Raw genomic sequence first — 20888 nt, 5'->3', positions numbered from 1 at the left:
GTATGAGGCATGTGCGTTGTCCGCCGCCCCTGTGTTAGAGCCGGGTGGTAAAGCGGACAATAATTCGCTTAGAGATCGAGGAAGTAACCCTAATGGTTATTGGTGAATTGGCTAAAATCTAAGTCAATTTGGATTTACGATTGCACTGGCATCACCGGGAGGCCGGAGGACCCGGCTTCCCGGCCACGATATCGTAAGAGGCATCGCGCCGACGCGCGAGACCTCGAACGCCAGATCAAGCCATCATTTCCCAGAGCTGGTGAGCCAGTACGCCAGCGCGCTTTTCGATCGCGGCGGCAGCGTCCAGTGCGATATCCTCACGGTAGCGGCCTGCGATGAGCTGCACGCCGATCGGCTTGCCGTCGTGCACGGCCACCGGCACCACCGCGCCGGGCAGGCCCAGCACGTTGATCGCGGAGATGAAGCGGATTTCGCCCCAGAAGATTTCCTGCACACGCTCGGCGCTGACGGTGTCCTCGCGCGGCCCCGGTGTCGGCTTCACCGTTGTCGGCGCCAGCACCACCGGATAGTCCTCGAAGAACATTTGCCAGGCGCGGATATGGCCGTTGCGAGCGGCCGTCGCCTGCATCCAGGCCTTGAGGTCGAGAACATTGGCCTTGGTCTTCATCCCGCCCCACGCCTTGTGGAAGTCTTCGGACGTGACCTTCAGCATGCCCGCCTCCTGCATCACCATGGTCTCGTTGGTGATGATGTCGCACCAGGTCTGCCAGACGCCGTTGACGTCGGGCACCTCGACCTCGCTGACGCGATAGCCGGATCGCTCCAGATGGTCGGCGGCCTGGCGGAGTGCCGCGCTGACCGCCGGATCGACTTCCATGTCATCGGGTATCTTGGCCAGCGCGACCTTGATCGGCCCTTTCGGCTTCGGTCCGGTCAGGGGCGCCGGGACCCACCAGGGATCGCGGGGATCGCGCTGGCTCATCACCTCGAGCGCCAGACGAACGTCCGCGACATGACGGGCGAGCGGTCCCTGCGCCGACATCAGATGTGCCAGCATCGGCCGCTCCGCCGTTGCGCTTGCGTTGAAAGCGGGAATACGACCCTGCGTCGGCTTGATGGTGGCAACACCATTACAATGCGCCGGCCAGCGCAGCGAACCTCCGATGTCGTTGCCATGCGCGATGGTGCCGATGCCGGCGGCGACGGCTGAACCCGCGCCGCCCGAGGAGCCGCCGCAGGTGATGTCAGGATCCCAGGGATTGAGCGTCAGCCCATGCAGCGGATTGTCGGTGAAGCCGCGGAACGAGAATTCCGGCGTGTTAGTGAGGCCGATGACGATCGCACCCGCCTTCTTCAGATTGCGGACAACGGGCGAATCCGACGGCGCGATGAGATTCTTGTTGGCGGGAACGCCGTTGAAATTGGGCCGGCCCTCGTAGTCGACGTTCTCCTTGATGGTGATGGGGACGCCGTGGAGGAGACCGAGTTCGGCGCCTCGGGCGCGCTGCTTGTCGGCCCCATGCGCCGCCTTCAGGGCTTCCTCGCCGAGATCGACGACGACCGCATTCAGCCTCGGATTGACGGCATGCATCCGCTCCAGATGCGCCTCGACGGTTTCCACCGCAGAGATGGCGCCGGAGCGGATCGCCGCCGCAGTTTCGACTGCCGACCATTGCCAGGCCGGACCTCTGGGGCGGCGTGCAACGGCTGATTTACGAGACGGCGGCGTGGTCTTCTTTGTCACCTTGGCGGCAGCCCGCTTGCGGACTGGGCCTTTCTTGCTCGAGGTCTTCGCAACCTTCTTCGAAACGCTTTGCTTCTTCGTCGCCTTCTTTGCCACGTCCCCTCTCCTGAAATTGAGCGGCGAAAGTTACGAAGGACATGCGACCCTGTACAGGTGCGTTTCTGCATGGCGCGCTGGCGCAGCGTAGCTGCCGCACCGCCATCAGAAGCGATGCGCTAGGCGGCCTGCCTGAGTGCGAGTTTGGCAATCGCATCTCTCAAGACATTCACTCCCGCCCCCGGCCGCGTACCGTGCTCGGCAAGATGACGACGAAACGCGCGCGCCCCCGGCACAGCATGGAATGCACCCACGAAATGCCGCGTGATGGCATGCAGCCGCGTGCCGCGGGCAAGCTGCGCTTCGATATAGGGCATCATGGCCTCGAACGCGTCCTGCATCGTGGCGCACGGCGCCGCCTCACCGAAAATCTCGGAATCGACCGACAGCAGCCGCCACGGCTCCTGATAGGCGGCACGACCGAGCATGACTCCGTCGACATGGGCAAGATGCGCTTGCGCCTCGTCGAGCGTCAGAACGCCGCCGTTGATGATGATCGGAACGTCCGGCATCGCGCGCTTGAGCCGATAGACGCGGTCATAGTCCAGCGGTGGGATGTCGCGGTTCTCCTTGGGCGACAACCCGTTGAGCCAGGCTTTCCGGGCATGCACGATCAGCACATCGCAGCCGGTGGCGACCACCGCGCGCGCGAGCGTGTCGAGCGCGACTTCCGGGTCCTGGGCATCGATGCCGATGCGGCACTTGACGGTGACGGGAACGGCGACCGCGCGCTTCATCGCCTCGACGCACCTCGCCACGAGTTCCGGCTCCGCCATCAGGCACGCGCCGAAGCGGCCATCCTTCACGCGATCGGACGGACAGCCGACATTGAGGTTGATCTCGTCATAGCCGAACTCTTCGCCGATCCTTGCCGCCTTCGCCAGTTCACCGGGATCCGACCCGCCAAGCTGAAGCGCGACCGGATGCTCGATCGCGTCGAACCCAAGCAGACGCTCCCGGTCGCCATGAATGATGGCCCCTGTGGTCAACATTTCCGTGTAGAGCAGCGCCCGCCGTGACAGATGGCGGTGGAACACCCGGCAATGCCGGTCGGTCCAATCCATCATCGGAGCCACGGAAAAGCGATACGGCAAGGTTTGCAATCTTACGGCCTGATTTTGAGCTAGGAAAATATGTTTCCGGCCACCGGGATACCTCGCAGACCACCCAAATTCAACCCGGCGTGCCGCTCACGCGCCTCGCCCTTCTGGTCGGCGTGGGCACGTTGACACCGCAACGCGGGTGCTGTTGAACGCCGTCATGGGCAGACCAAACACCCGCGCGCTGGAACGACAAGCCAGAGATGTGGCCGCATTGATGCGCATGTTCGCCAACGAACATCGCCTGCTCATCGTCTGCAAGCTGGTCGAATATGGCGAAGCAAATGCCGGGGCGCTCGCCGAGGAGGTGGGCCTATCCGCCTCGGCACTGTCGCAACACCTCGCCAAACTGAAGGCGGAGGGTATCGTCGCCGCCCGGCGCGACAGTCAAACGGTGTGGTACCGCATCGCCGACCGTCGGGTCGAAGAGCTGGTTTCGACCCTGCACCGGCTGTTCTGCGGACCTCGCAAACGATAGCCTTCCGCCCGCTGAGCGGGAGGCGTCGTTCAGCTAACTAGCTGCGCGTCTGCCTGGCTTCCCTGGACTCGACCCACCAGAAGAACAGCGCAGCGCCGACTGCCAGCGCGGCGAACCAGGCGATATCGGGGATGTTCGTCACGTCCGGAAGGCGAACCTTGCCCAATGCCCAGACATTGAGCACGTGGGCCTTCAACCAGTCGAAGCTCAGCGCATAGAGGATTGCGCCGGCGATCATACCGAGCGCACCGACCAGGGCATGGACACTGCCGGTTGCGATGGCACCAAGCGCCGTTCCCGGACAGTAGCCGTAGACCACCATGCCGACGCCGAACAGCGCGGCACCAAGCGCGACCGCCAGCAAATTGGCATCCTTGACGTAGTACTTCGTGTTGCCGGTATCGACGAGCAGCAGCACGCCGATGCCGCCGACCACGATCGCGGTGCCCATCACCTTCAGCACGGTGAAGTCGCGCAGACGAAACTGATTCTCGATCACGTTGCAGCTCGTCACCTTGCCACGCTGCAGCAGGAAGCCGAAGGCTGCGCCCATCACGAGCGGGCCGAGGATCGTCATCATAGCGGTCATCTCTGTTTCTCCTCTCAGCGCTTGCGGAACATGAGCGCGGAAATACCGAGCCCGGTGGCGAACATCACTGCGAGGAACAGCCAGCTCGACACCGCGAGCTGCAACCCGCCGGAGATGCCGTGTCCGCTGGTGCAGCCGCCGGCGAGGCGTGCGCCGTACATGATCACGGCGCCACCGAGGAATGCGCCGACAAAGCGCTTGGCGATCGATGGTCCGAACCGCTCCTTCCAGACCTCCGGCACGAGCTCCAGCCGCCACGTGCCCGACATCACCGCGGCAATGAACGCCCCTGCGGGAAGGCCTACGAGGAACCAGACGCCGTAGTCCCACTTCAGCGGCATGCTCTTCCAGTAGGAGTTCTGGGCAACCGCCTCCGGGCCAATGACCGGGGCTGCGAACAGTGAAGCGATGCGCGAATAGGCGGTGGTAACGCCCAGCGGATCGCCGAACACCGCAAAAGCGATCCAGCTCAGAAGTCCGATACCGGCGCCGACGAGATAGGGCGACCAGTCGATCCGCGCGGTACGCGGAGCTTCGCGAACATAGCTTTCCGTCATGGTGGTCATGTGCGTTTTCCCCGACAGCGGCCCGCGCCGCGCTCTCACGGCACGATCGACCGGCAACGAAAATCATATTCAAAAATTGTAATTTAGTAAATTCTAAAGTACGGCGTCAGCACTCGAGGCGGTCGGACTCGCCTGCTGCGGCTGCGGCATGCCGCCGCGGTCGACGAGCAGATCGGTGAGGCCCGCCCCCAACCACATCCCGCCGAGCACGATCCAGGCGGTCAGCGCGAACACCGAGGCACCGGTCACCCCCGCGCCGACCGCGCAGCCGCCCGCAAGCATGGCGCCAAATCCCATCAGCACCGCGCCGAGCAGATAGCGGCGCATGCCCAGCCCGTCCGAAAATCCTTCCAGTTTCAGCTCATGCGCGCTTGTCGCGGCAACGAACGAGCCGAGGAACACGCCGGGAATGATGCCGAGATCGAAGCCGAGCCGGAGTTGCGAGCTGTTCAGGACCAGCATCAGCAATTCGGCCGACGGGCCGCTGAAGGTGAGACTCTTCAGCGGCACCGGGGCGAAGGAAGCCTGCGCGAGTTGATAGGTGAAGAACCAGCCGGCGACGACGGCCAGGCCAGTGGCCAGCGCGGCGAGGATCAGCCGGCGCCGCAACTGACTGCGAAAAGCGAAGACGAGCCCCGCGAACAGCCATAGTCCGCCAAAGGCGAGCTTCTCGAGCGTGCCACCGCCGAACACCGCCATGATATCGCGCGACGGGCCGCCATCGACCAACCAGAGATTGGTCACCCACTCGCGCGCCGGTGACAACAGGCCGCGATACGAAGCCTGCGCAGTGACCGCGAACACCAGACCCGACAGGAGCGCCCTGAGATTGCCGTTGGCCGAGAGCACGAGCAGCCGGCTGGCGCAGCCGCGAGCGAGGATCATGCCGCAGCCGAACATCACGCCGCCGACCAGCGCGCCCGAGATGCTGCCCTGCTGCGCGAGCTGGCGCGCCTCGGACACGTCGAGCCAACCGACCGCAACCAGCGCCTGTGTGCCCACGAGCGCCGCGGCAAAAGTCAGGAGCCAGACCGCCAGGCGCGGTCCGCCCTCACCGCGGGAGAATTCGACGGCAGCGGCGCGCAGGCAGAAGCGGCTGCGCTGGGCGAAGAATCCGAACAGGCCGCCGACCAGGAGGCCGCTCAGCCATGACGACAGGTCTTCCCCCACGAAATCGATGAGTGTCGTCAGCACGGCCGCCTCGGTAGTCCCTAAAGGTCTGCCAGTCTACCGCCCACCACGGCGGCGCCCTATGAGCCAAATCAACTCTCGGACGGCGTCAGGGGCGGAGATAGGCATATCCCTGCTGCTGCAGCTCGGCGAGCCGCACCACGCCGCCCTTCTCGGCCACCACGAAGCCGGGCGTGAGGTCGTCGAGCTTGACGCCCTGCGCCTTCATCGTGTTGGCGCAGGCATCAAATCCGACGCCGGCATCGACGAGCTTTGTCATCATCGCAACGGTGTGATCCTCGGCGGCGAGCGCGTGAAAGGCGCGCAGCGCCGGCCCATGCACGACGAGCCTGATGTCGGCCTTGCCCGGTCCACCGACGCCGTCGACATGATTCTGGAGGTTACCCAGAACGAAGACGACACGGTCGGCGTCGGCGAGGTGGTAGACGACGCGCTGCCGCGCGGGCGTTTCCGTCGCTGCAGACGCCTCGCGCATGCCAAGAGCGCCAAATAGTCCGGCAAGGCTGGCGCGAAGCATGGATCGGCGCTGCATGGTCCCTCCTATCGTGTCTGCTTGATGAATTCAGCGATGCGATCGGCGACGTCTTCCGCGAAGAGGTCGCGGAAGAAATGATCGGCACCGTCGATCTTGTCGAGTTGTACCCGGCCGCCGCTCGAATCGGCAAGCGGAGCGAAGGACGCAATCACATCGGGAACGACCGTATCCTTGGTGGCGGCGAGCACCAGCACCGGCAGCTTCATGCGCGACACCAGCGCTGCGGTGTCCTGGCTGGGATCGGCGGCATAGAAGGACGTGAAGGCGCGCGCGGTCACCACGGCGTTGCGGCAATAGATGAAGCCGGGCACGTCCATCCATTCTCCGCCGCGGCCCGCTGCGACGGCCTTCGTTGCCTGCTCCAGCAACGGCTCGAGCGGCTTACCATAAGTCCGCGCATAGGAGGCGCGCAAATCGCCCTCCGCCTTTGCGGTGACCGGCGCCAGGAGCACCGCGCCAACCACCGACGGGGCTTCGCCCGCCGCGAGATAGCGCGCAACCTGGTTGCCGCCGCGAGAATGGCCGAACGTGAAGACGAGCCGCGACATCCCCTTGGCCCTGTTCACCCAGGCAGCGATCTCCGCATCCGCCTCGGCAGCGACGTAGTCGTGCCGCACGGCGCAGTCATACATTCCCTTGCGCCGGTCGAGCCCAAGCGACAGCGTATGGGCGAGCGAGGCGATGCCGCGCTGTTCCAGCGCCTTGGCAACGCCCTGGATGACTTCCATGTCCTTGTGGGCGAGCGTGCCGTGGGTCATCACGATGAGCGGCGTGTCGGGTCCCATCGACGCTGGCGTGCGCAGCGTCGCGAGTGCCGTCCGGCCGTTGATCGACAGTTCGAGCTCCTGCTCGGTGGCGCCGGCAGGCACCGCCAGCGCGAGCAACACAGCCATTCCCATCAACCATCGCATCGGCGGGCCCCCTCCTCAGGGACGGACGATCGTCCAGTTCTTTTCCGCCAGATTCATCAGCGCGGCAACCCCGACCTGGGTGACGCTGATGCCCTCGATCAGCGGCGGTCGCGTGCCCTCCTTCGCCGCCAGTGTCTCCAGCGTGTTGCCGCAGGCGACGAAACTCACATTGGGCATCGATTTCAGAAAATTCAACAGGCGCTCCTTCACCGGCGAGCGGTCATCGAGGAGCATGTCGAGGCCGCCATTGAAAGCGACGACCACGATCTCGACGTCCTCGCCCTGCCCCGAATAGTGCCGCGAGACGTTGGCCGCAACATCGAGGACCGCGCGCATCTTGACCGGGTCGTCGTCGCTGATCTGCAGCGCGAGCCGGTGCGGCTCGGCCGCCCGGGACGAAGCCGGAAAGGTTGCGATGAGCAAGCCGGCGGCAAACGCCGCGCATAGTGCCGTACGGCGGCTTGCTTCGATCCTCACTCCACGCCTCTTGGCTTCCCATCCTTGCCGTCTTCAGGCGTCACGTCGATAACGGCGGCGCGCCCGGTGATCTTCACCGGCGCGACGCAATCCTTCATGCAAGGGTCCTTCTGCCAGAAGGACTTCTCGCTGGTGGCGCGGTCGTCCATCACAAAGCCTTGCTCGTTCGGCATCTTGATCGTGGCAAGGTTCTTGTTGGTCAACTCGAAATTCTGGTCGGCGACGACGTCGTTCAGGTACAAGACGTAGGCGACCAGCGCGTAGTATTCGTTGACGGAAAACGACTCCGCATTGCCGTAGGGCATGGCGTGACGGACGTAGTCGAACACGGTGGACGCATAGGGCCAGTACGAGCCCACCGTCTTGACCGGATTGTCTGAGGTCAGCGAGCCCTTGCCGCCGGCCAGCACCGGCCAGCGGCCGTTGCCCTCGCCGAACTCGCCATGGCAGGTCGAGCAATTGTCCATGAACAGTTTTTCGCCCTGCGCAACTGTGCCCTTGCCCTCCGGCAGGCCCTGGCCGTCGGGCCGCACGTCGATATCCCAGCCGCGGATCTCGTCCGCGGTCGGTGCGCGCCCGATGTTGTAGCGCGGCCCGCCCTTGGCGTCCGCCTTCTGTTGCGCGAGCGCCGGCGCGCTCAGCCCGCAAGCGAGCAGCGCAGCTGCAATGAACTTAAGCGACTTCGACATTCTCGACCTCACCATTGGCCTGCACGTGCCAGGTCTGGATGCCATTGTTGTGATAGATGGAGTTGACGCCGCGAATCTTGCGCAGCTCGGCCTTGCTCGGCTGCACGTATCCGGTTTCGTCCTGCACACGCGATTGCAGCAGCAGCGGCTCGCCGTTCCAGTCGAACTCGTAGTAGAAGCGCGTCAGCGCCTTGTCGAGCACGGGACCATCGATCCGCGCCGGCCACCAGTTGCGGCCGCCGTCGAGCGACACGTCGACGCGCTTCACCTTGCCGTTGCCGCTCCAGGCGAGACCCGACACGATGGTGAAGCCCTTGCCGTGCTTGATCGGCGCCTGCGGGCTGGGGTTCGTGATCACCGACTTGGCGTCCATCGACCAGGTGAACCGGCGTGCCTTGCCGTTCGGCAGCAGGTCCGTGTATTTCGACGTCTCCTCGCGGGTATGCCAGGGCTGGTCGCCGACCTTGATGCGGCGCAGCCACTTGACCCAGAGATTGCCCTGCCAGCCCGGCACCACGAGCCGCATCGGGTAGCCCTGCTCGGGATAGAGCGCCTCGCCATTCATTTTGTAGGCGATGATGCAGTCGTCGAGCGCCTTCTCGATCGGCAGGCTGCGATCCATCGCCGCCGCATCGGCGCCCTCGACCAGCAGCCACTTGCCGTTGGTCTTGACGCCGGCCTCTTCCAGCAGCGTGCGCAGCGACACGCCGGTGTACTGCACGCAGTGGATCATGCCGTGGGTGAACTGGCAGCCATTGAGCTGCGCGCCGCGCCACTCCATGCCCGAATTCGCCGCGCACTCCATGAAGTGGATGCGGTTGACGCGCGGATAGCGCTTCAGCTCCTCCAGCGTCAAAATCAGCGGACGCTCGACCATCCCGTGGATCATCAGGCGATGATCGGCCGGATCGATCTCGGCGATCCCGCCGTGGTGCCGCTCGAAGCAGAGCCCGTTCGGGGTGATGATGCCTTCGAGCTCATGCAGCGGGGTGAAGCTCACCGAGGATTCGCGCGAGGCGGTCAGCCATTCGACGTCGCGCCGGACGACGTCCTTCTCGAACTTCGAGGGCTTGCCATAGGGGCGCACGGCGACGCCTTCGCCGAGTGCCTTGGTCCATTCGGGGACATTGGGGGGCTGGTTGGCCGGATTGCCGGCGCCGGCAAGAGCGGGCTTGGCGAGCACCGATGCGGCAACACCGGCCCCAGCGGCCAGGAAGTTGCGACGGGATTGCCGGGGACTGTCCATCTTCGACATCGCTTCTTACGCTCCGGTGACTTTGACGGCTCTGTTGGGTTCGAGGCGAACCACCTTCTGTCGGGTCAGATAATTGCCGACGACCTCCCAGATTGGCGGCCCTTCCGTTCCTTCGTTGACGCTGGCCCAGCCGGCGACCTGATATTCCCTGGCGGGGTCGATCGGCGCGCCGGTCTTGAGCATCTGCATGTCCGAGATGCGGCTGCCTTGCGGCTTCGTGACATCGATCGCATAGGACAGGCCGCCGATCCGCACCATGTCGCCGCCCTGCTGATAATAGGGATCGACGTTGAAGAGATTGTCGGCGACGTCCTCGACGATCTCCTTCAATCGCGCACCCGTCATGCCCATGCGGTAGACTGCGGGATAGGTGATCGCGGTTGCGTTGGTGACGTCCTCGAAGGTGATGTCCTGGCCCGGCAGCACGCTGGTGCCCCAGCGGAAGCCCGGCGACAGCGCGATCTCGGCATCCCGCTCCTGCATCAGCGCCTGGCAGATCAGATCATCGAACGTGCCGTTGAAATTGCCGCGCCGGTACAGCAGCGACTCCGTCTTGCCGAGCACCTTTGACAGCTCCGACGCGAAGGGCTTGCGCACCTCGGCGATCTTGGCCGCCATCTCCGCATCCGCCCTGATCACGTCGGAAAACAGCGGAATGAGCTTGTACCGGAAAGCCTTGACCTCGCCGTCGCGGACGTCGAGATCGAGCCGCGAGACGAACTTGCCGGACGAGCCCGATGCGATCAGCAGGGTCTTACCGACCTTGACCGCCTCCGGCAGCGCGTCATGGGTGTGACCGGTCAGGATGACATCGATGCCCTTGACCCGGTTTGCGAGCTTGCGATCGACGTCGAAGCCATTGTGCGAGAGCAGCACGACGAGCTGCGCGCCGCTCTTGCGAGCCTTGTCGACCTGCGCCTGGACATCCTCCTCGCGCACGCCAAACGACCAGTTCGGAATCATCCAGCGCGGATTGGCGACCGGCGTATAGGGGAAGGCCTGGCCGAGCACCGCGATCTTGACGCCCCCGCGCTCGATCATGGTCGAGGCATCGAACGCCGCCTCGTTCCATTCGGTGTCGCGGATGTTGAGGCCGAGAAACGGGAAGCCGAGTCCCTCGATCGCCTGCTTGACGCGCTCGGTGCCGTAAGTGAACTCCCAATGGCCGGTCATGGCGTCGGGCTTGAGCAGCGCCATGCAGTCGATCATGTCCTGGCCGCGCGTCTTCAGCGATGACCACGAACCCTGCCAGGTATCCCCGCCGTCGAGCAGCGCGACCTTGTCGCCGCGCTCGGCGCGGATCGCCTTGATCACGGTGGCGGCACGATCGAGACCGCCGATCCGGCCGTAGCTCTTGGCCAGCGCCTCGAAATCCTCCGACGTCAGGGCGTAGGCCGCCGACGAGCCCGGGGCGATACCGAAGCGCGCGAGGAATTCCTTTCCGGTGACGTGCGGCGGCAGCCCCTTCGCTTCGCCGACGCCGAGATTGGTCGACGGTTCGCGGAAATAGAGCGGCATGAGCTGACCGTGAATGTCGGTCACATGCACCAGCGTGACGTTGCCGAGCGGCTCGAACGCCAGCAATTCCTTCTCGGTCAGGCGCTGCTGGGCAACCGCCCGGGCCAGGCCGGAGCCGACACCGGCCGAGAGTGCCGCCGTTGCCGCAGCCACCTGGATGAATTCGCGCCGTGAGATCATGCGAAATACTCCTGCAAGCTCATCGCTTCAGTTGCGCACTGAGGGGGTCTCGACCGGCAATCCGATCCCCCGCCAGGCGACGTAGAGCTCGAGCGCAAGGAACTCGTCCGACAAGGGCTTGAACGGCTCGGCGCGCACGTCGAACATGCAACCCTCAAACCGCTCGTGCAGCGGCACCAGGCGCTGGTCGCGCAGCCGGTAGGTCGGAAAGCCGTTGGTCTGGCCCTGGCTTAGAAAATCCGCGCGCATGAACTTGCCGTTGTTGCGCTCGTGACAGGAGGCGCAGGCGAGATCGAGCTGGCCGAACCGCGTGTAGTAGATCTGCTTGCCGCGCTCGAACCATGGCGACATCGGGCCGACGGCCTTCACCGTCACCGGCATGCCGTGCGACTGATAGCGCACGAACGTCGTCATGTCGGTCAGTTCCTGGGATTTGAATTTCCAGGGCTCCGCCTTCATGTGCTCGGTGCGGCAGATGTTGATGCGCTGTTCGAGATTGACCGGCTTCTTCAGCTTGTCGTCCCATTTCGGCATGGCGGCGCCGACGCCCTTCATGCTGGTCTCGGCCTCGCCATGGCAGCTCATGCAGGACTTGCCCTCACTACCCTCGGCTTTCTTCCAGACGTCGGCGGCTCGCTCGACGGCCAGAAAGCCCGGATTTTCGAGGTCGTCGTCCTGTAGCGCACGGGTCTCCTTACTGCGGAATTCGTAGCCGGAGATGATGGTCTTGAACACGTGCCCGGGCGGCGCCGGGATGCCCTTGCGTTCGGCTTCCTGCGCGGAGGCGCAGGTCGCGACCGACGCGAACACGACGGCCGCGGCAGCGAGCCCAACATATCGTTGCAGCATCCGTCCCTCCCTCGAAGCGCCGCGCGCATCAGGCCTTGAGCGCAATCTTCTCTTCGGCTGCGATCACCGTGCCGTCGTCGTCGGTCCAGGAGAACTTGAACGTCCCGGCCTCGTCCACCTTGGCATCGAACTGGATGTAGGGATTGGCCGAGATCGCCGGCTCCAGCGCGCAGGAGAAAACGGGTTTGCCGTTGAACTCGCAGGCGAACTTGTTGATGATCTTGCGCGGAATGGTCTTGCCCTGCGCGTCCTTGCGCTGGCCGGATTCCATGACGTGCGAAACCAGGGTCTTGATCTGGATGACCTCGCCCTTGGCCGCTTCCTTCGGAAGCTTGATGCGCGGTTTGTCTGCCATCTTCTCTCTCCTGAGCCCTTAGCCGCCGCAGCCGCCGATGGTGACCTTCACGGTCTTCTGCTCCGTGAACAGCGATCCGTCGCTCATCTTCGCGATCGCCACCACGTTCTGCGTGGTCGCGAGCCGGATGCGGATCGATGCTTCCGCCTTGCCCGACAGCGGCGTGAACGACAGCGTCGCGACGCCCGCATTCGGGTTGCCGTCCGCGATGATCATGACGTCCTTGACGTAGGACTCCGCGGTCATCGGGCTCTCGATGTTGATCGACAGCGGCACAGTGTTGCCGTTCTCCGCGATCTCGGGCAGATCGAGCGAGATCTTGCCCTTGGCAGGCGTCTTGCCGCCGGTGAACTTCTCGATCCACTTCGCCGCATCGTTCGTCACTTCGGCATCGGCCGCCATGGGCATCAGGGTCAGCATGACGAAGCCGCCCCCGAGCGCAAATGCCTGCCGTCGATTGATGGCTTTCATTCCTGATCCTCCTCGCCGTCAGTTCAGCGTCTTGAGAAAAGCGATGACATCCTCGACCTGCGAGGCCGTCAGAATGGATTTGCCGACGAACTCCGGGCGCACCCGGCTCAAGCCGTCGTTCTTGAAGAACGCCGGCATGACCGTATCGGTGAAGATGCGCTTGGGGTCGGCGACGATGAGGCGCAGTTGCGCCTCGCTGTAGCGGCCGGCGACGCCGTCGAGCGACGGACCAAACTCGCCGTGGAATTCCTCGGATTTCAGGCTGGTGACCTGGTGGCAGGCGAGGCAATTGCCGAGCGTGCGGGTCAGGAACACCTTCCTGCCGGCGTCGGCATTGCCGGGCGAACCGGTCAGGGATTTCGGCAGGGAATCGTTGACGACGTCGAGCTTGATCGGCTCCTGCGCGTACGCGCTTCCGGCCATCAGACATAAAGCAAACGCAGCAGCAAGCGAGCGCCGCATGTTTCCTACCCTTGATGGCGAGGTGACGCCCGCCTCGTTGACGACGGACCCAACGACCCGTCACATTCATTTATTATGATATGTTGATGTATTCGATGTCGTCAAGATAAATCTGCAGGCCACGCTGGACTAGCCGCTGGCGGCGAGGAAATCCTTGAACGAGCCGCGCTCATAGGCGCGCTCCCGCACGAAACGGAACATCGCCAGAAAATGCTGCGGCTTCAGGTAGCCGGGCGCTCGCGCGACTTCCCGCGCCATCGAATCCTTCGCCTCGATGCCGCTGGGCGACGGCGGAAAGAATTGGAACGTCGGGGTGAACCTGATCCCGTATTTCTGGGCAAGGTCCTTCTCGGACAGCTCCTGACGATCGAAATCCGTAACCTTACGGGACCCGATCAGGTTGAGCTGGAGCACTTCGAAATTGTCGCGGATGTAGTTCGCAATGCCGGCATCGGCGAAATTCACCAGATGCGTTTCGCGGCAATAGGGACAACCGCGCAGCTCCCACATGATGACGAGGCGCTTGCCGTTGGCGGCAGCGCTCTCGAGGTCCTCGCGCAGGTCGAGGAAGCTCTGCAGGAACCAGGGCTCGTGATAGAGGCCGTCATCTCCCAGCGCGGGCTCGGCCACGGCCACACCGCGGCCCGCGGCCAGGGCGGCGCTAGAGGCCAATGCCAGAAAACCACGACGCGTCGACCTGCTGAGAGACATCGGGAATTTCAGCCTTCGAGGATGTTGCGAGTTGCGCCAGATTTATTATGATATTCGAATACAGGAATATGACAAGGATTTCCGATCTTGCGCTGCATCATCGCGCTTTTGGCGTTGCTGGCCTGGAGCACGCTCGCGTTGGGCGCCGAGAGCGACGGCGCGAAGGATTTCGCGTCGGCGATGGAGCCTGTCATGGCCAATCTGCGCACGGCCGCGAGCTACGCGCGAACCGGAAACACCGCATTGGCGCAGATGGAGACCGAGGAGGCGGTGACAGCCTGGAAGCGGCTCGAGACAAATGCATCGAGTTTCCCGTCGCCTCACACGGCGGCACCCCTGACGGAATTTCTCAGCCGGGGCGGCGAGCGGCTTGGAGCCGTCGCGCACGCACTGGACAGCGGAGACAATGTCGCCGCCGGCCGCGAGCTGCAACTGCTCCGCCAATCATTCCATCAGCTTCGACGCCAGTCCGGCCTCTACGATCTCGGCGACTGCGTCTTCGAGATCGCGCCCGCCATGGAAAAGTTGCGCATCGCAGCCACTCGGTTCGGCGAGCAGCCCGCACCTGCACACGCCGGGGATACCGTCGCCGCGGCAGGTGTACTGCGCGATCGTCTGCAGCGTTGCAACGATTGGGCGCGGGCGGACATCGCTGAGAGAAACGAGTTCCGGCGGCTGATCGACGGCGCGATCGCCAGCAGCAGCGAGATCGCTCATGCGGCGATGGCGGGTGACGGACCGCTCGTGCATCGTTATCTGATCGAGCTGCAATCTTACGCTCAACTGCTGGATTTCCGTTTCGGCTAGATCAACCGATGCTGGTCAGCGCCGGGAAATGCTCCAGCAGCCATTCCGAGACCATAGGCATGAGCCCGGTCAGGAACATCAATCCCGTCGCGACCAGAAAGGCGCCCATTGTCCTCTCGATCATGCCCAAATGCCGGCGCACGCGGCCGAGCGCTCCGATGAAGCGGCCGGTGAAGGCGGCGGCGACAAGAAAGGGAATGCCAGTGCCGACCGAATAGGCAAGCAGCAAGAGAGCCCCTCTCGCGGTGGTGTCCTCGGACCCCGCCATGAGCAGGACTGCGGCGAGGATGGGCCCGGCGCAGGGCGTCCAGCCGAACGCGAACGCCAGCCCCATGACGAAGGCGCCCGCAACGCCGGCCGGCCGGCTCTCGATCTGCAGCGTGGCGCTGCGATAGAGCAGCGGAATCCTGAGCACGCCGAGAAAATGCAGGCCCATCACGACGATCAGGACGCCTGCGACGATACCGAGTGTCGAAAGATGAGCAGAGACGAAATGTCCCGCAATCGATGCCGTCGAGCCCAGCGCGGCGAAAACCAGGGAAAAGCCGGCCACGAAGGCAAGCGCCGAAGCCAGGATGCGCGGCCGCAGTTCGGGCCGACCATCCGAGAGATCCGTGACGGAGACGCCGGCCATGTAGCAGAGGAACGGCGGAACGAGCGGCAGGATGCAGGGCGACAGAAACGACAACAGGCCTGCCACAAAGGCCGCACCAAGCGTGACGTCCAAGTTCATTTGCATCCATCCCTAGCACATATACGAATTTAATGATATAAAGAGCTAGGAAAGTCCAGAAGGTCCATTACGCAGGATGAGCCGCATCGTCGGATTGCTCGTGATCGTTATAATGCTCGCGCTGCCCGCGGCGCGGTCGCACGCCGCCGAACTCGTCATGTTCGAACGAGCCGGCTGCGTGTGGTGCGCGCGCTTCGACGCCGAGATCGCGCCGATCTACGGCAGGACGGAGGAGGGTCAGGCCGCGCCGCTGCGCCGTGTCGACCTCAACCGTCCCCTGCCCGCCGATCTCTCCGGGATCGATCCGGGTGCCTTCACGCCGAGCTTCGTCGTGCTACAAGAGGGCCGGGAGATCGGCCGCATCCGCGGCTATCCGGGGGATGCCTTCTTCTTCGGCCTGCTGAACCGGATCCTGACCAGTTCCGGATCGACGCCCGGCAGGTCGTGACCAAAGGATGTCGTTAGGGAAATTGACGCGATGCCGTTGCCAAAGCTGAAGGAGATCGAGGGATCCGCCGAACTCGAGCAGATGATCGAGAAGGCGCGCGAGGCGAGCGACATGCTGAAGGCGCTGTCGCATGAATCCCGGTTGCTGCTGCTTTGCATCCTCGCCGAGGGCGAGAAGTCGGTGACCGAGCTCGAGCAGTTCCTCGGCGAGCGGCAGTCGACCGTCTCCCAGCAGCTCGCGCGCCTCCGGCTCGACCGGCTCGTCACCACGCGCCGCGACGGCAAGACGATCTACTACAGCCTCGCCAGCGAGGACGTCCGCAAGATTTTGACTGCTGTCTACGACGTGTTCTGCGAGCCGGTGCGCCGCCGGCGCCGGTAATTCTCCGCGCTGGCTTTCGGTGGCCTTCCGGCGCAGACTACCCGAAGCGAAGAGCAAACATCTCCGGGAGGAATGCTGAATCCGTCGACCATAGCATTCGCATGCGGGCTTGCCGCCGGGGCCGTGCTCGGTGTCGCCGGCCGCGCAGGGCGATTTTGCACATTGGCGATGCTGGAGGACGCGTTTTTCGGGTCGGATTTGCGCCGGCTGAAGTCCTTTGCGCTGGCCGCGGCCGTGGCGCTGCTTGCGACCCAGGCTCTTGCTGAATTCGGCGTCGTCGATCTGTCGCGGTCGATCTATTTGACGTCGTCGATCGGACTCGGCGGCGCGATCATCGGCGGGCTGATGTTCGGCATCGGTATGGCCCTGGTCGGCACCTGCGGTTTCGGCACGCTGGTTCGCGTCGGCGGCGGCGACTTGCGAGCCATCGTGGTCTTTCTCGTGCTCGGCCTCTCTGCGCTCGCGACCATGCGAGGCATCACGGGGATGCTGCGCGTGATGCTGATCGAACCGTTGTCGCTGCAGCTGGCGGAAGGCACCAACCAAACCTTGACGTCGCTCCTGGGCGCGGGCAGCGCGACGCGTGCACTCCTTGTCGTATCGATCGGCGTTGCGCTTGCCGTCTGGGCCGTTGCAGACGGCCGGCTGATCCGGTCGCCTCGGCTTTTCGCCTCGGGCCTCGCAGTCGGCGGCGCGGTCGCATTCGGCTGGTTCGCGACGGGGTGGCTGGCCGACGACGAATTCGATCCCACCCGCGTCTCCTCCCTCACTTTCGTCGCGCCGCTCGGCGACACCATCCTCTACATCGCCACCTTCTCGGGGGCGCGGCTGAATTTCGGCATAGGCTCCGTTGCCGGTGTCGTGGCGGGCTCTTTTGCCACGGCGATGATCGCGCGCGGCTTTCGCTGGGAAGCCTGCGACGACGCGCGCGAATTGAAGCGTCACATGACCGGCGCGCTTCTGATGGGCTTCGGAGGGGTGATGTCGATGGGATGCACCATCGGCCAGGGCTTGACCGCTTTCTCGACGCTCGCCGTTTCGGCGCCGATGACCATGCTGGCGATTGCCTGCGGCGCTCGAATCGGGCTCGAGTTCACCATGACTGGCGAATGGCTGCCGGCAGTGCGCAAGCTATTCGGCGTCTCGACGTAGAGGAAGATTGTCGCTTCAGCACTGGACTGCGGCTGGACACCTAGAGCCGTGGCGGAGAGAGTGGGATTCGAACCCACGGTACGGTTTCCCGCACACACGCTTTCCAAGCGTGCGCCTTAAGCCACTCGGCCATCTCTCCGGAGCGCACTCTCTTGAAGGGGCGCCGGTGATTTTGCAAGGGATCGCGGACAAATCGGGTAAATTTTCCGCAACATATTGTATTTACAACAGAATATGTCGCGAGATGGATCTGGTCGGAACGCTCGCAGGCTGAACCGATGGCAGGTTTGGCGCGACGATTCACCTGAGGACGCCAGACATGACCGGGGACGCCATGACCATCCGTAAGACCATCGCCGCGCTCAGCCTGATTTCGGCCCTTGGCTCCGGCTTTGCGGCGCCCGCTCAGGCCCAGGCCTGCACGCGCCAGGGCGTCGATGTAACCTGCGACGACGGGCGGCGCGGGGTGCTTTCAGGCGATGCCATTCTCTGGCCGGACGGCACCCACTCCAGCTCAACGCCGCACCAGAGCGTGATCATCGGCAACAAGAGCTCCGTGCATGTCGGGCCCGGCGTATTCGTCGGTCAAGGCAAGGGCATGGTGCCGATGGACAATCCGAACGCCCCGAACAAGCGGAAATGCGCGATTCTGGAGGGTGTGTCGTACTGCTATTGAGGCTCGCCTCTCCCCGCAGGAACCGGGAGAGGCTAGATCAACCGGACACCTGAGATCGCCGACTTCAGCCAGCGCAACGCTTGCGGCGGCTGCGCGGCGAGCGGGGCGGCGGCAACCTTCTCCGTGCGGCACTTCTCCAGCTCGGCGACGAAATCCGACGACCATTGCTGGATGGTATGGCCGCGCAGGGTCTTCATCATTGCCTCCCATCGCATCTTGCGCTCGGTGAGCGGCATCGCGGCAGCGACGGCAATCGCGCGGGCCATGCCGTCGACGTCATGCGGATTGACCAGGAGCGCAGTGTCGAGCTCGTTGGCGGCGCCGGCGAACTTCGACAGCACCAGCACGCCCGGATCGGCCGGATTCTGCGCGGCAACGTATTCCTTGGCGACAAGGTTCATGCCGTCGTGCAGCGGCGTCACCACGCCGATCTGCGCGGTACGGTAGAGGCCGGCGAGCACGGCCTGGCTGAAGCCCTTGTTGAGATAGCGGATCGGCGTCCAATCGACTTCGCCATGGCGCCCGTTGACGTCAGTGACGAGGCGGGCGACCTCATTCTGGAGATTGCCATAGGCTTCGATTCCGCCGCGCGACGGGTTGGCGATCTGCAGCAGCGAGATGCTGCGCGCAAACTGCGGCTGGTCCGTCCAGAGCCGATCGAACGCGCTGATGCGATTGACGAGGCCCTTGGAATAGTCGAGCCGGTCCACGCCGATCGCGAGCCGCTCGCCGTTCAGGCTGCGGCGCAGGCGTGACACATCGGGATGCGAGGCCGACTTCGCCGCATAGGCTGCAAACTTTTCTGCGTCGATGCCGATCGGAAACACTTCGCAGCGCGTGCGACCGTGCTGCGAGAGCACGACGCCGTCCTCGATGACGAGGCCGAGCTCACCGCCGGCATAGCCGAGGAAATTCTGACAATCCGCCTCGGTCTGGAAACCGAGCAGATCATACGCCAGCATCGCCGTGATCAGCTCACGATGATTGGGCACGCCCTGCATCACCGCCGCAACCGGCCAGGGCGTATGCAGGAAGAAGCCGATGGGATCATCGACGCCGAGATCGCGCAGCTCCGCACCAAGCGCGAGGAAATGATAGTCCTGCACCCAGAACGCGGTCTTGACCTTTCGGAAGCGCATCAAGGCGCGCGCCATGAACGCGTTGACTTCTCGGTAGCTGACATAGTCCTCGCGGGAGACGCGGATCAAATCGCTGCGCGAATGCAGCGCCGGCCACAGCGCCGAATTGGCAAAGCCTTCGTAATAGCCGCCGTAATGCGCCGCCGGCAGATCCAGCGTCGCAATCGCGCCTGATCCCAGCGCCTCGATCTCGGCGAACGGCTCCTTCTGATGGCCGTCTCGAACGCGGCCGGAGGAACCCACCCAGATGGCACCGGAATGCTCCACGACGGGAAGCAAGGCCGCAGCCAGACCGCCCGTCATGGGCTCGTTGGGTTTACCGCGCGCAACTCGATTTGAAACGACAACTAAGTTCACAGGTCGTCCCCTCCTGTTCATTCCACCCCGTTTAACTGCCGTTCATCAATATGGTTCCGGTCATCATTTCCACGAAATGAAACCAAAGTCAGGCACGCGCGTTGGAACCAGTTTCCTTCAGAGGAACCCAACGATTTCGTTCGGGAAATGCAGGTGCGGCATCAATTCGGCACGGCACGCATGCGCGCGTGCCGGAACCCGCGGGAGCACAATGTGGCCCTGCGATGACGATGCCTTATTCTAGTCGGGTGTCGTCAAGCAGGCGGGCAAGAAAAGCGCGGACATCGTTTGGCGTATCGAAGTGACCGTTGACACCCATGGCACGGCGACCGACCGAGAAAGAAAGGCCGTTCATTTCCGGCATGATCGCAAACACCGTTTCATCGGTGACGTCGTCACCGATGAAGATCGGACGGCGACCCTTGAAAGGCTCGTGCTTCATCAGCTCGCGCACGCCCGTCGCCTTGGTAAAACCGGAATGCTTGATCTCGCAGACGAACTTGCCGGGCAGCACCTCGATCGGCGCATTGGGCAAATCGGCGCGGATCAGCGAGACCGCTTCATAGATCGCCTTCTCCGCATGCGGCGCGAGGCGATAATGCAGCGCCAGTGAATACCCCTTGTCCTCGAGCAGAATGCCGGGGCTGAGCTTTGCGATCGCGGCCAGCCGCCGCTTCAGCTCCTTGTCCATCGGCGGCGCATGGACGTCATCGGCCTCATTCCCCACCGTCAGTCGCATCTCCGCACCATGACCCGCGACGGCGCGAAACACATCGGGCGCAAAGATCAGGTCGATGTCGTTGAGCGAGCGGCCGCTGACCATGGCCAACGCGCCCGAGGTGCGCTCCGTCAGCCGGTTGAGCGTCTCCGACAGGCCGGGCGGCACCCACACCTCGCGCGGGGTGGGCATCAGCTCGAGCAGCGTGCCGTCGATGTCGAGCAGGATCGCAGTCTCGTTGAGATGCGGGACGAGCGCGTGCGGCACGGGCACAGCATCGGGCGCTTCATCATCCGGCATGGGACGCTTCTGATCCAGTTCAGCGAGTTCCGATTTCAT

At 64.0% G+C, this 20888-nt stretch carries 25 protein-coding genes and 1 tRNA gene; 6 read left to right on the top strand and 20 right to left on the bottom strand.

Features of this window, described 5'->3' with window-relative positions:
• Positions 1 to 235: 235 nt before the first annotated feature.
• Both IF809_RS17575 and dusA read right to left on the bottom strand, forming a co-directional pair.
• Positions 236 to 1801 carry an amidase family protein gene (locus IF809_RS17575; protein ID WP_462838088.1) on the bottom strand — a complete coding sequence of 522 codons (1566 nt, stop codon included), beginning with the start codon at positions 1799 to 1801 and terminating at the stop codon, positions 236 to 238.
• 119 nt (positions 1802 to 1920) lie between these two features.
• Positions 1921 to 2934 carry a tRNA dihydrouridine(20/20a) synthase DusA gene (gene dusA, locus IF809_RS17570; protein ID WP_462838103.1) on the bottom strand — a complete coding sequence of 338 codons (1014 nt, stop codon included), beginning with the start codon at positions 2932 to 2934 and terminating at the stop codon, positions 1921 to 1923.
• A gap of 127 nt (positions 2935 to 3061) precedes the next feature.
• On the opposite strand from dusA, the gene IF809_RS17565 reads away from it, so the two are divergent.
• Positions 3062 to 3379: an ArsR/SmtB family transcription factor gene (locus IF809_RS17565; RefSeq protein WP_128969113.1), complete on the top strand. Its 318-nt coding sequence runs from the start codon at positions 3062 to 3064 to the stop codon at positions 3377 to 3379.
• A gap of 37 nt (positions 3380 to 3416) precedes the next feature.
• On the opposite strand, the gene IF809_RS17560 is transcribed toward IF809_RS17565, so the two are convergent.
• The 14 genes from IF809_RS17560 to IF809_RS17495 form a co-directional block, all read right to left on the bottom strand.
• Positions 3417 to 3968 carry a YeeE/YedE thiosulfate transporter family protein gene (locus tag IF809_RS17560; RefSeq protein WP_453981463.1) on the bottom strand — a complete coding sequence of 184 codons (552 nt, stop codon included), beginning with the start codon at positions 3966 to 3968 and terminating at the stop codon, positions 3417 to 3419.
• 14 nt (positions 3969 to 3982) lie between these two features.
• On the bottom strand, positions 3983 to 4534 hold the full coding sequence (locus IF809_RS17555) for a YeeE/YedE thiosulfate transporter family protein (RefSeq protein WP_128963527.1): 552 nt from the start codon (positions 4532 to 4534) through the stop codon (positions 3983 to 3985).
• A 93-nt stretch (positions 4535 to 4627) separates the two neighbouring features.
• Entirely contained in the window at positions 4628 to 5728 is a 1101-nt protein-coding gene (locus tag IF809_RS17550; protein ID WP_462838087.1) for a YeeE/YedE family protein, read from the bottom strand.
• 85 nt (positions 5729 to 5813) lie between these two features.
• Positions 5814 to 6257 carry a DsrE family protein gene (locus tag IF809_RS17545; protein ID WP_128963525.1) on the bottom strand — a complete coding sequence of 148 codons (444 nt, stop codon included), beginning with the start codon at positions 6255 to 6257 and terminating at the stop codon, positions 5814 to 5816.
• A gap of 8 nt (positions 6258 to 6265) precedes the next feature.
• Entirely contained in the window at positions 6266 to 7171 is a 906-nt protein-coding gene (locus tag IF809_RS17540; protein WP_462838086.1) for an alpha/beta hydrolase, read from the bottom strand.
• Positions 7172 to 7186: 15 nt separating this feature from the next.
• Positions 7187 to 7594 (bottom strand): DsrE family protein, encoded by a 408-nt coding sequence (locus IF809_RS17535; RefSeq protein WP_462838102.1) that lies wholly within the window; start codon positions 7592 to 7594, stop codon positions 7187 to 7189.
• 50 nt (positions 7595 to 7644) lie between these two features.
• Positions 7645 to 8337, bottom strand: a complete 693-nt coding sequence (locus tag IF809_RS17530; protein WP_164938399.1) for a c-type cytochrome — start codon at positions 8335 to 8337, stop codon at positions 7645 to 7647.
• A complete protein-coding gene (soxC, locus tag IF809_RS17525; protein ID WP_128963521.1) occupies positions 8321 to 9592 on the bottom strand; it encodes a sulfite dehydrogenase in 1272 nt (423 codons plus the stop codon). The genes IF809_RS17530 and soxC overlap by 17 nt, the downstream gene beginning before the upstream one ends.
• A 6-nt stretch (positions 9593 to 9598) precedes the next feature.
• Positions 9599 to 11290, bottom strand: a complete 1692-nt coding sequence (soxB, locus tag IF809_RS17520; RefSeq protein ID WP_462838085.1) for a thiosulfohydrolase SoxB — start codon at positions 11288 to 11290, stop codon at positions 9599 to 9601.
• Positions 11291 to 11317: 27 nt separating this feature from the next.
• Positions 11318 to 12139, bottom strand: a complete 822-nt coding sequence (gene soxA / locus IF809_RS17515) for a sulfur oxidation c-type cytochrome SoxA (protein ID WP_462838084.1) — start codon at positions 12137 to 12139, stop codon at positions 11318 to 11320.
• Between the two features lie 28 nt (positions 12140 to 12167).
• Complete coding sequence (gene soxZ / locus IF809_RS17510) at positions 12168 to 12494, bottom strand: thiosulfate oxidation carrier complex protein SoxZ (RefSeq protein ID WP_453981454.1); 327 nt, start codon at positions 12492 to 12494, stop codon at positions 12168 to 12170.
• Between the two features lie 18 nt (positions 12495 to 12512).
• Complete coding sequence (gene soxY, locus IF809_RS17505; RefSeq protein ID WP_453994292.1) at positions 12513 to 12965, bottom strand: thiosulfate oxidation carrier protein SoxY; 453 nt, start codon at positions 12963 to 12965, stop codon at positions 12513 to 12515.
• A gap of 18 nt (positions 12966 to 12983) precedes the next feature.
• Positions 12984 to 13427: a sulfur oxidation c-type cytochrome SoxX gene (soxX, locus tag IF809_RS17500; protein ID WP_462838083.1), complete on the bottom strand. Its 444-nt coding sequence runs from the start codon at positions 13425 to 13427 to the stop codon at positions 12984 to 12986.
• A gap of 129 nt (positions 13428 to 13556) precedes the next feature.
• The gene (locus IF809_RS17495) at positions 13557 to 14138 is read right to left on the bottom strand and encodes a SoxW family protein (protein ID WP_462838082.1); all 582 of its coding nucleotides are present in this window, start codon (positions 14136 to 14138) and stop codon (positions 13557 to 13559) included.
• Positions 14139 to 14225: 87 nt separating this feature from the next.
• On the opposite strand from IF809_RS17495, the gene IF809_RS17490 reads away from it, so the two are divergent.
• Positions 14226 to 14945: a hypothetical protein gene (locus IF809_RS17490; RefSeq protein WP_164938398.1), complete on the top strand. Its 720-nt coding sequence runs from the start codon at positions 14226 to 14228 to the stop codon at positions 14943 to 14945.
• Position 14946: 1 nt separating this feature from the next.
• On the opposite strand, the gene IF809_RS17485 is transcribed toward IF809_RS17490, so the two are convergent.
• Positions 14947 to 15678 carry a cytochrome c biogenesis CcdA family protein gene (locus IF809_RS17485; protein WP_462838081.1) on the bottom strand — a complete coding sequence of 244 codons (732 nt, stop codon included), beginning with the start codon at positions 15676 to 15678 and terminating at the stop codon, positions 14947 to 14949.
• A 76-nt stretch (positions 15679 to 15754) separates the two neighbouring features.
• Between IF809_RS17485 and IF809_RS17480 the strand changes: the two genes are divergently transcribed.
• The 3 genes from IF809_RS17480 (at position 15755) to IF809_RS17470 (ending at position 17659) form a co-directional block, all read left to right on the top strand.
• A complete protein-coding gene (locus IF809_RS17480; RefSeq protein ID WP_462838080.1) occupies positions 15755 to 16126 on the top strand; it encodes a thioredoxin in 372 nt (123 codons plus the stop codon).
• Between the two features lie 30 nt (positions 16127 to 16156).
• Positions 16157 to 16507, top strand: a complete 351-nt coding sequence (locus tag IF809_RS17475; protein ID WP_028137430.1) for an ArsR/SmtB family transcription factor — start codon at positions 16157 to 16159, stop codon at positions 16505 to 16507.
• A 72-nt stretch (positions 16508 to 16579) separates the two neighbouring features.
• Entirely contained in the window at positions 16580 to 17659 is a 1080-nt protein-coding gene (locus tag IF809_RS17470; protein ID WP_453981447.1) for a YeeE/YedE family protein, read from the top strand.
• A gap of 49 nt (positions 17660 to 17708) precedes the next feature.
• Here the strand turns inward: IF809_RS17470 and IF809_RS17465 are convergent.
• A tRNA-Ser gene (locus IF809_RS17465) sits at positions 17709 to 17798 on the bottom strand.
• Positions 17799 to 17993: 195 nt separating this feature from the next.
• Between IF809_RS17465 and IF809_RS17460 the strand changes: the two genes are divergently transcribed.
• Positions 17994 to 18335, top strand: a complete 342-nt coding sequence (locus IF809_RS17460; protein ID WP_462838101.1) for a hypothetical protein — start codon at positions 17994 to 17996, stop codon at positions 18333 to 18335.
• Between the two features lie 32 nt (positions 18336 to 18367).
• Here the strand turns inward: IF809_RS17460 and IF809_RS17455 are convergent, their stop codons facing one another.
• Entirely contained in the window at positions 18368 to 19831 is a 1464-nt protein-coding gene (locus IF809_RS17455) for a trehalose-6-phosphate synthase (protein WP_453994276.1), read from the bottom strand.
• A 235-nt stretch (positions 19832 to 20066) separates the two neighbouring features.
• Positions 20067 to 20888, bottom strand: coding sequence for a trehalose-phosphatase (otsB, locus tag IF809_RS17450; protein ID WP_128963510.1), 822 nt, complete (start codon positions 20886 to 20888; stop codon positions 20067 to 20069).

The sequence above is a fragment of the Bradyrhizobium sp. UFLA06-24 genome, assembly GCF_054967145.1.
The sequence above is the reverse complement of the archived record's forward strand: the minus strand, read 5'-3'. Positions and strand labels throughout refer to the sequence as shown.

What these genes read in the sequence shown, in the direction of transcription:
- IF809_RS17565 (WP_128969113.1), top strand. Translation starts at nt 3,062, where the DNA reads ATGGGCAGACCAAACACCCGCGCGCTGGAACGACAAGCCAGAGATGTG.
- IF809_RS17560 (WP_453981463.1), bottom strand. Translation starts at nt 3,968, where the DNA reads ATGACCGCTATGATGACGATCCTCGGCCCGCTCGTGATGGGCGCAGCC.
- IF809_RS17555 (WP_128963527.1), bottom strand. Translation starts at nt 4,534, where the DNA reads ATGACCACCATGACGGAAAGCTATGTTCGCGAAGCTCCGCGTACCGCG.
- IF809_RS17545 (WP_128963525.1), bottom strand. Translation starts at nt 6,257, where the DNA reads ATGCAGCGCCGATCCATGCTTCGCGCCAGCCTTGCCGGACTATTTGGC.
- IF809_RS17540 (WP_462838086.1), bottom strand. Translation starts at nt 7,171, where the DNA reads ATGCGATGGTTGATGGGAATGGCTGTGTTGCTCGCGCTGGCGGTGCCT.
- IF809_RS17530 (WP_164938399.1), bottom strand. Translation starts at nt 8,337, where the DNA reads ATGTCGAAGTCGCTTAAGTTCATTGCAGCTGCGCTGCTCGCTTGCGGG.
- soxC (WP_128963521.1), bottom strand. Translation starts at nt 9,592, where the DNA reads ATGTCGAAGATGGACAGTCCCCGGCAATCCCGTCGCAACTTCCTGGCC.
- soxB (WP_462838085.1), bottom strand. Translation starts at nt 11,290, where the DNA reads ATGATCTCACGGCGCGAATTCATCCAGGTGGCTGCGGCAACGGCGGCA.
- soxA (WP_462838084.1), bottom strand. Translation starts at nt 12,139, where the DNA reads ATGCTGCAACGATATGTTGGGCTCGCTGCCGCGGCCGTCGTGTTCGCG.
- soxZ (WP_453981454.1), bottom strand. Translation starts at nt 12,494, where the DNA reads ATGGCAGACAAACCGCGCATCAAGCTTCCGAAGGAAGCGGCCAAGGGC.
- soxY (WP_453994292.1), bottom strand. Translation starts at nt 12,965, where the DNA reads ATGAAAGCCATCAATCGACGGCAGGCATTTGCGCTCGGGGGCGGCTTC.
- soxX (WP_462838083.1), bottom strand. Translation starts at nt 13,427, where the DNA reads ATGCGGCGCTCGCTTGCTGCTGCGTTTGCTTTATGTCTGATGGCCGGA.
- IF809_RS17495 (WP_462838082.1), bottom strand. Translation starts at nt 14,138, where the DNA reads ATGTCTCTCAGCAGGTCGACGCGTCGTGGTTTTCTGGCATTGGCCTCT.
- IF809_RS17485 (WP_462838081.1), bottom strand. Translation starts at nt 15,678, where the DNA reads ATGAACTTGGACGTCACGCTTGGTGCGGCCTTTGTGGCAGGCCTGTTG.
- IF809_RS17480 (WP_462838080.1), top strand. Translation starts at nt 15,755, where the DNA reads ATGAGCCGCATCGTCGGATTGCTCGTGATCGTTATAATGCTCGCGCTG.
- IF809_RS17475 (WP_028137430.1), top strand. Translation starts at nt 16,157, where the DNA reads ATGCCGTTGCCAAAGCTGAAGGAGATCGAGGGATCCGCCGAACTCGAG.
- IF809_RS17470 (WP_453981447.1), top strand. Translation starts at nt 16,580, where the DNA reads ATGCTGAATCCGTCGACCATAGCATTCGCATGCGGGCTTGCCGCCGGG.
- IF809_RS17460 (WP_462838101.1), top strand. Translation starts at nt 17,994, where the DNA reads ATGACCATCCGTAAGACCATCGCCGCGCTCAGCCTGATTTCGGCCCTT.
- otsB (WP_128963510.1), bottom strand. Translation starts at nt 20,888, where the DNA reads ATGAAATCGGAACTCGCTGAACTGGATCAGAAGCGTCCCATGCCGGAT.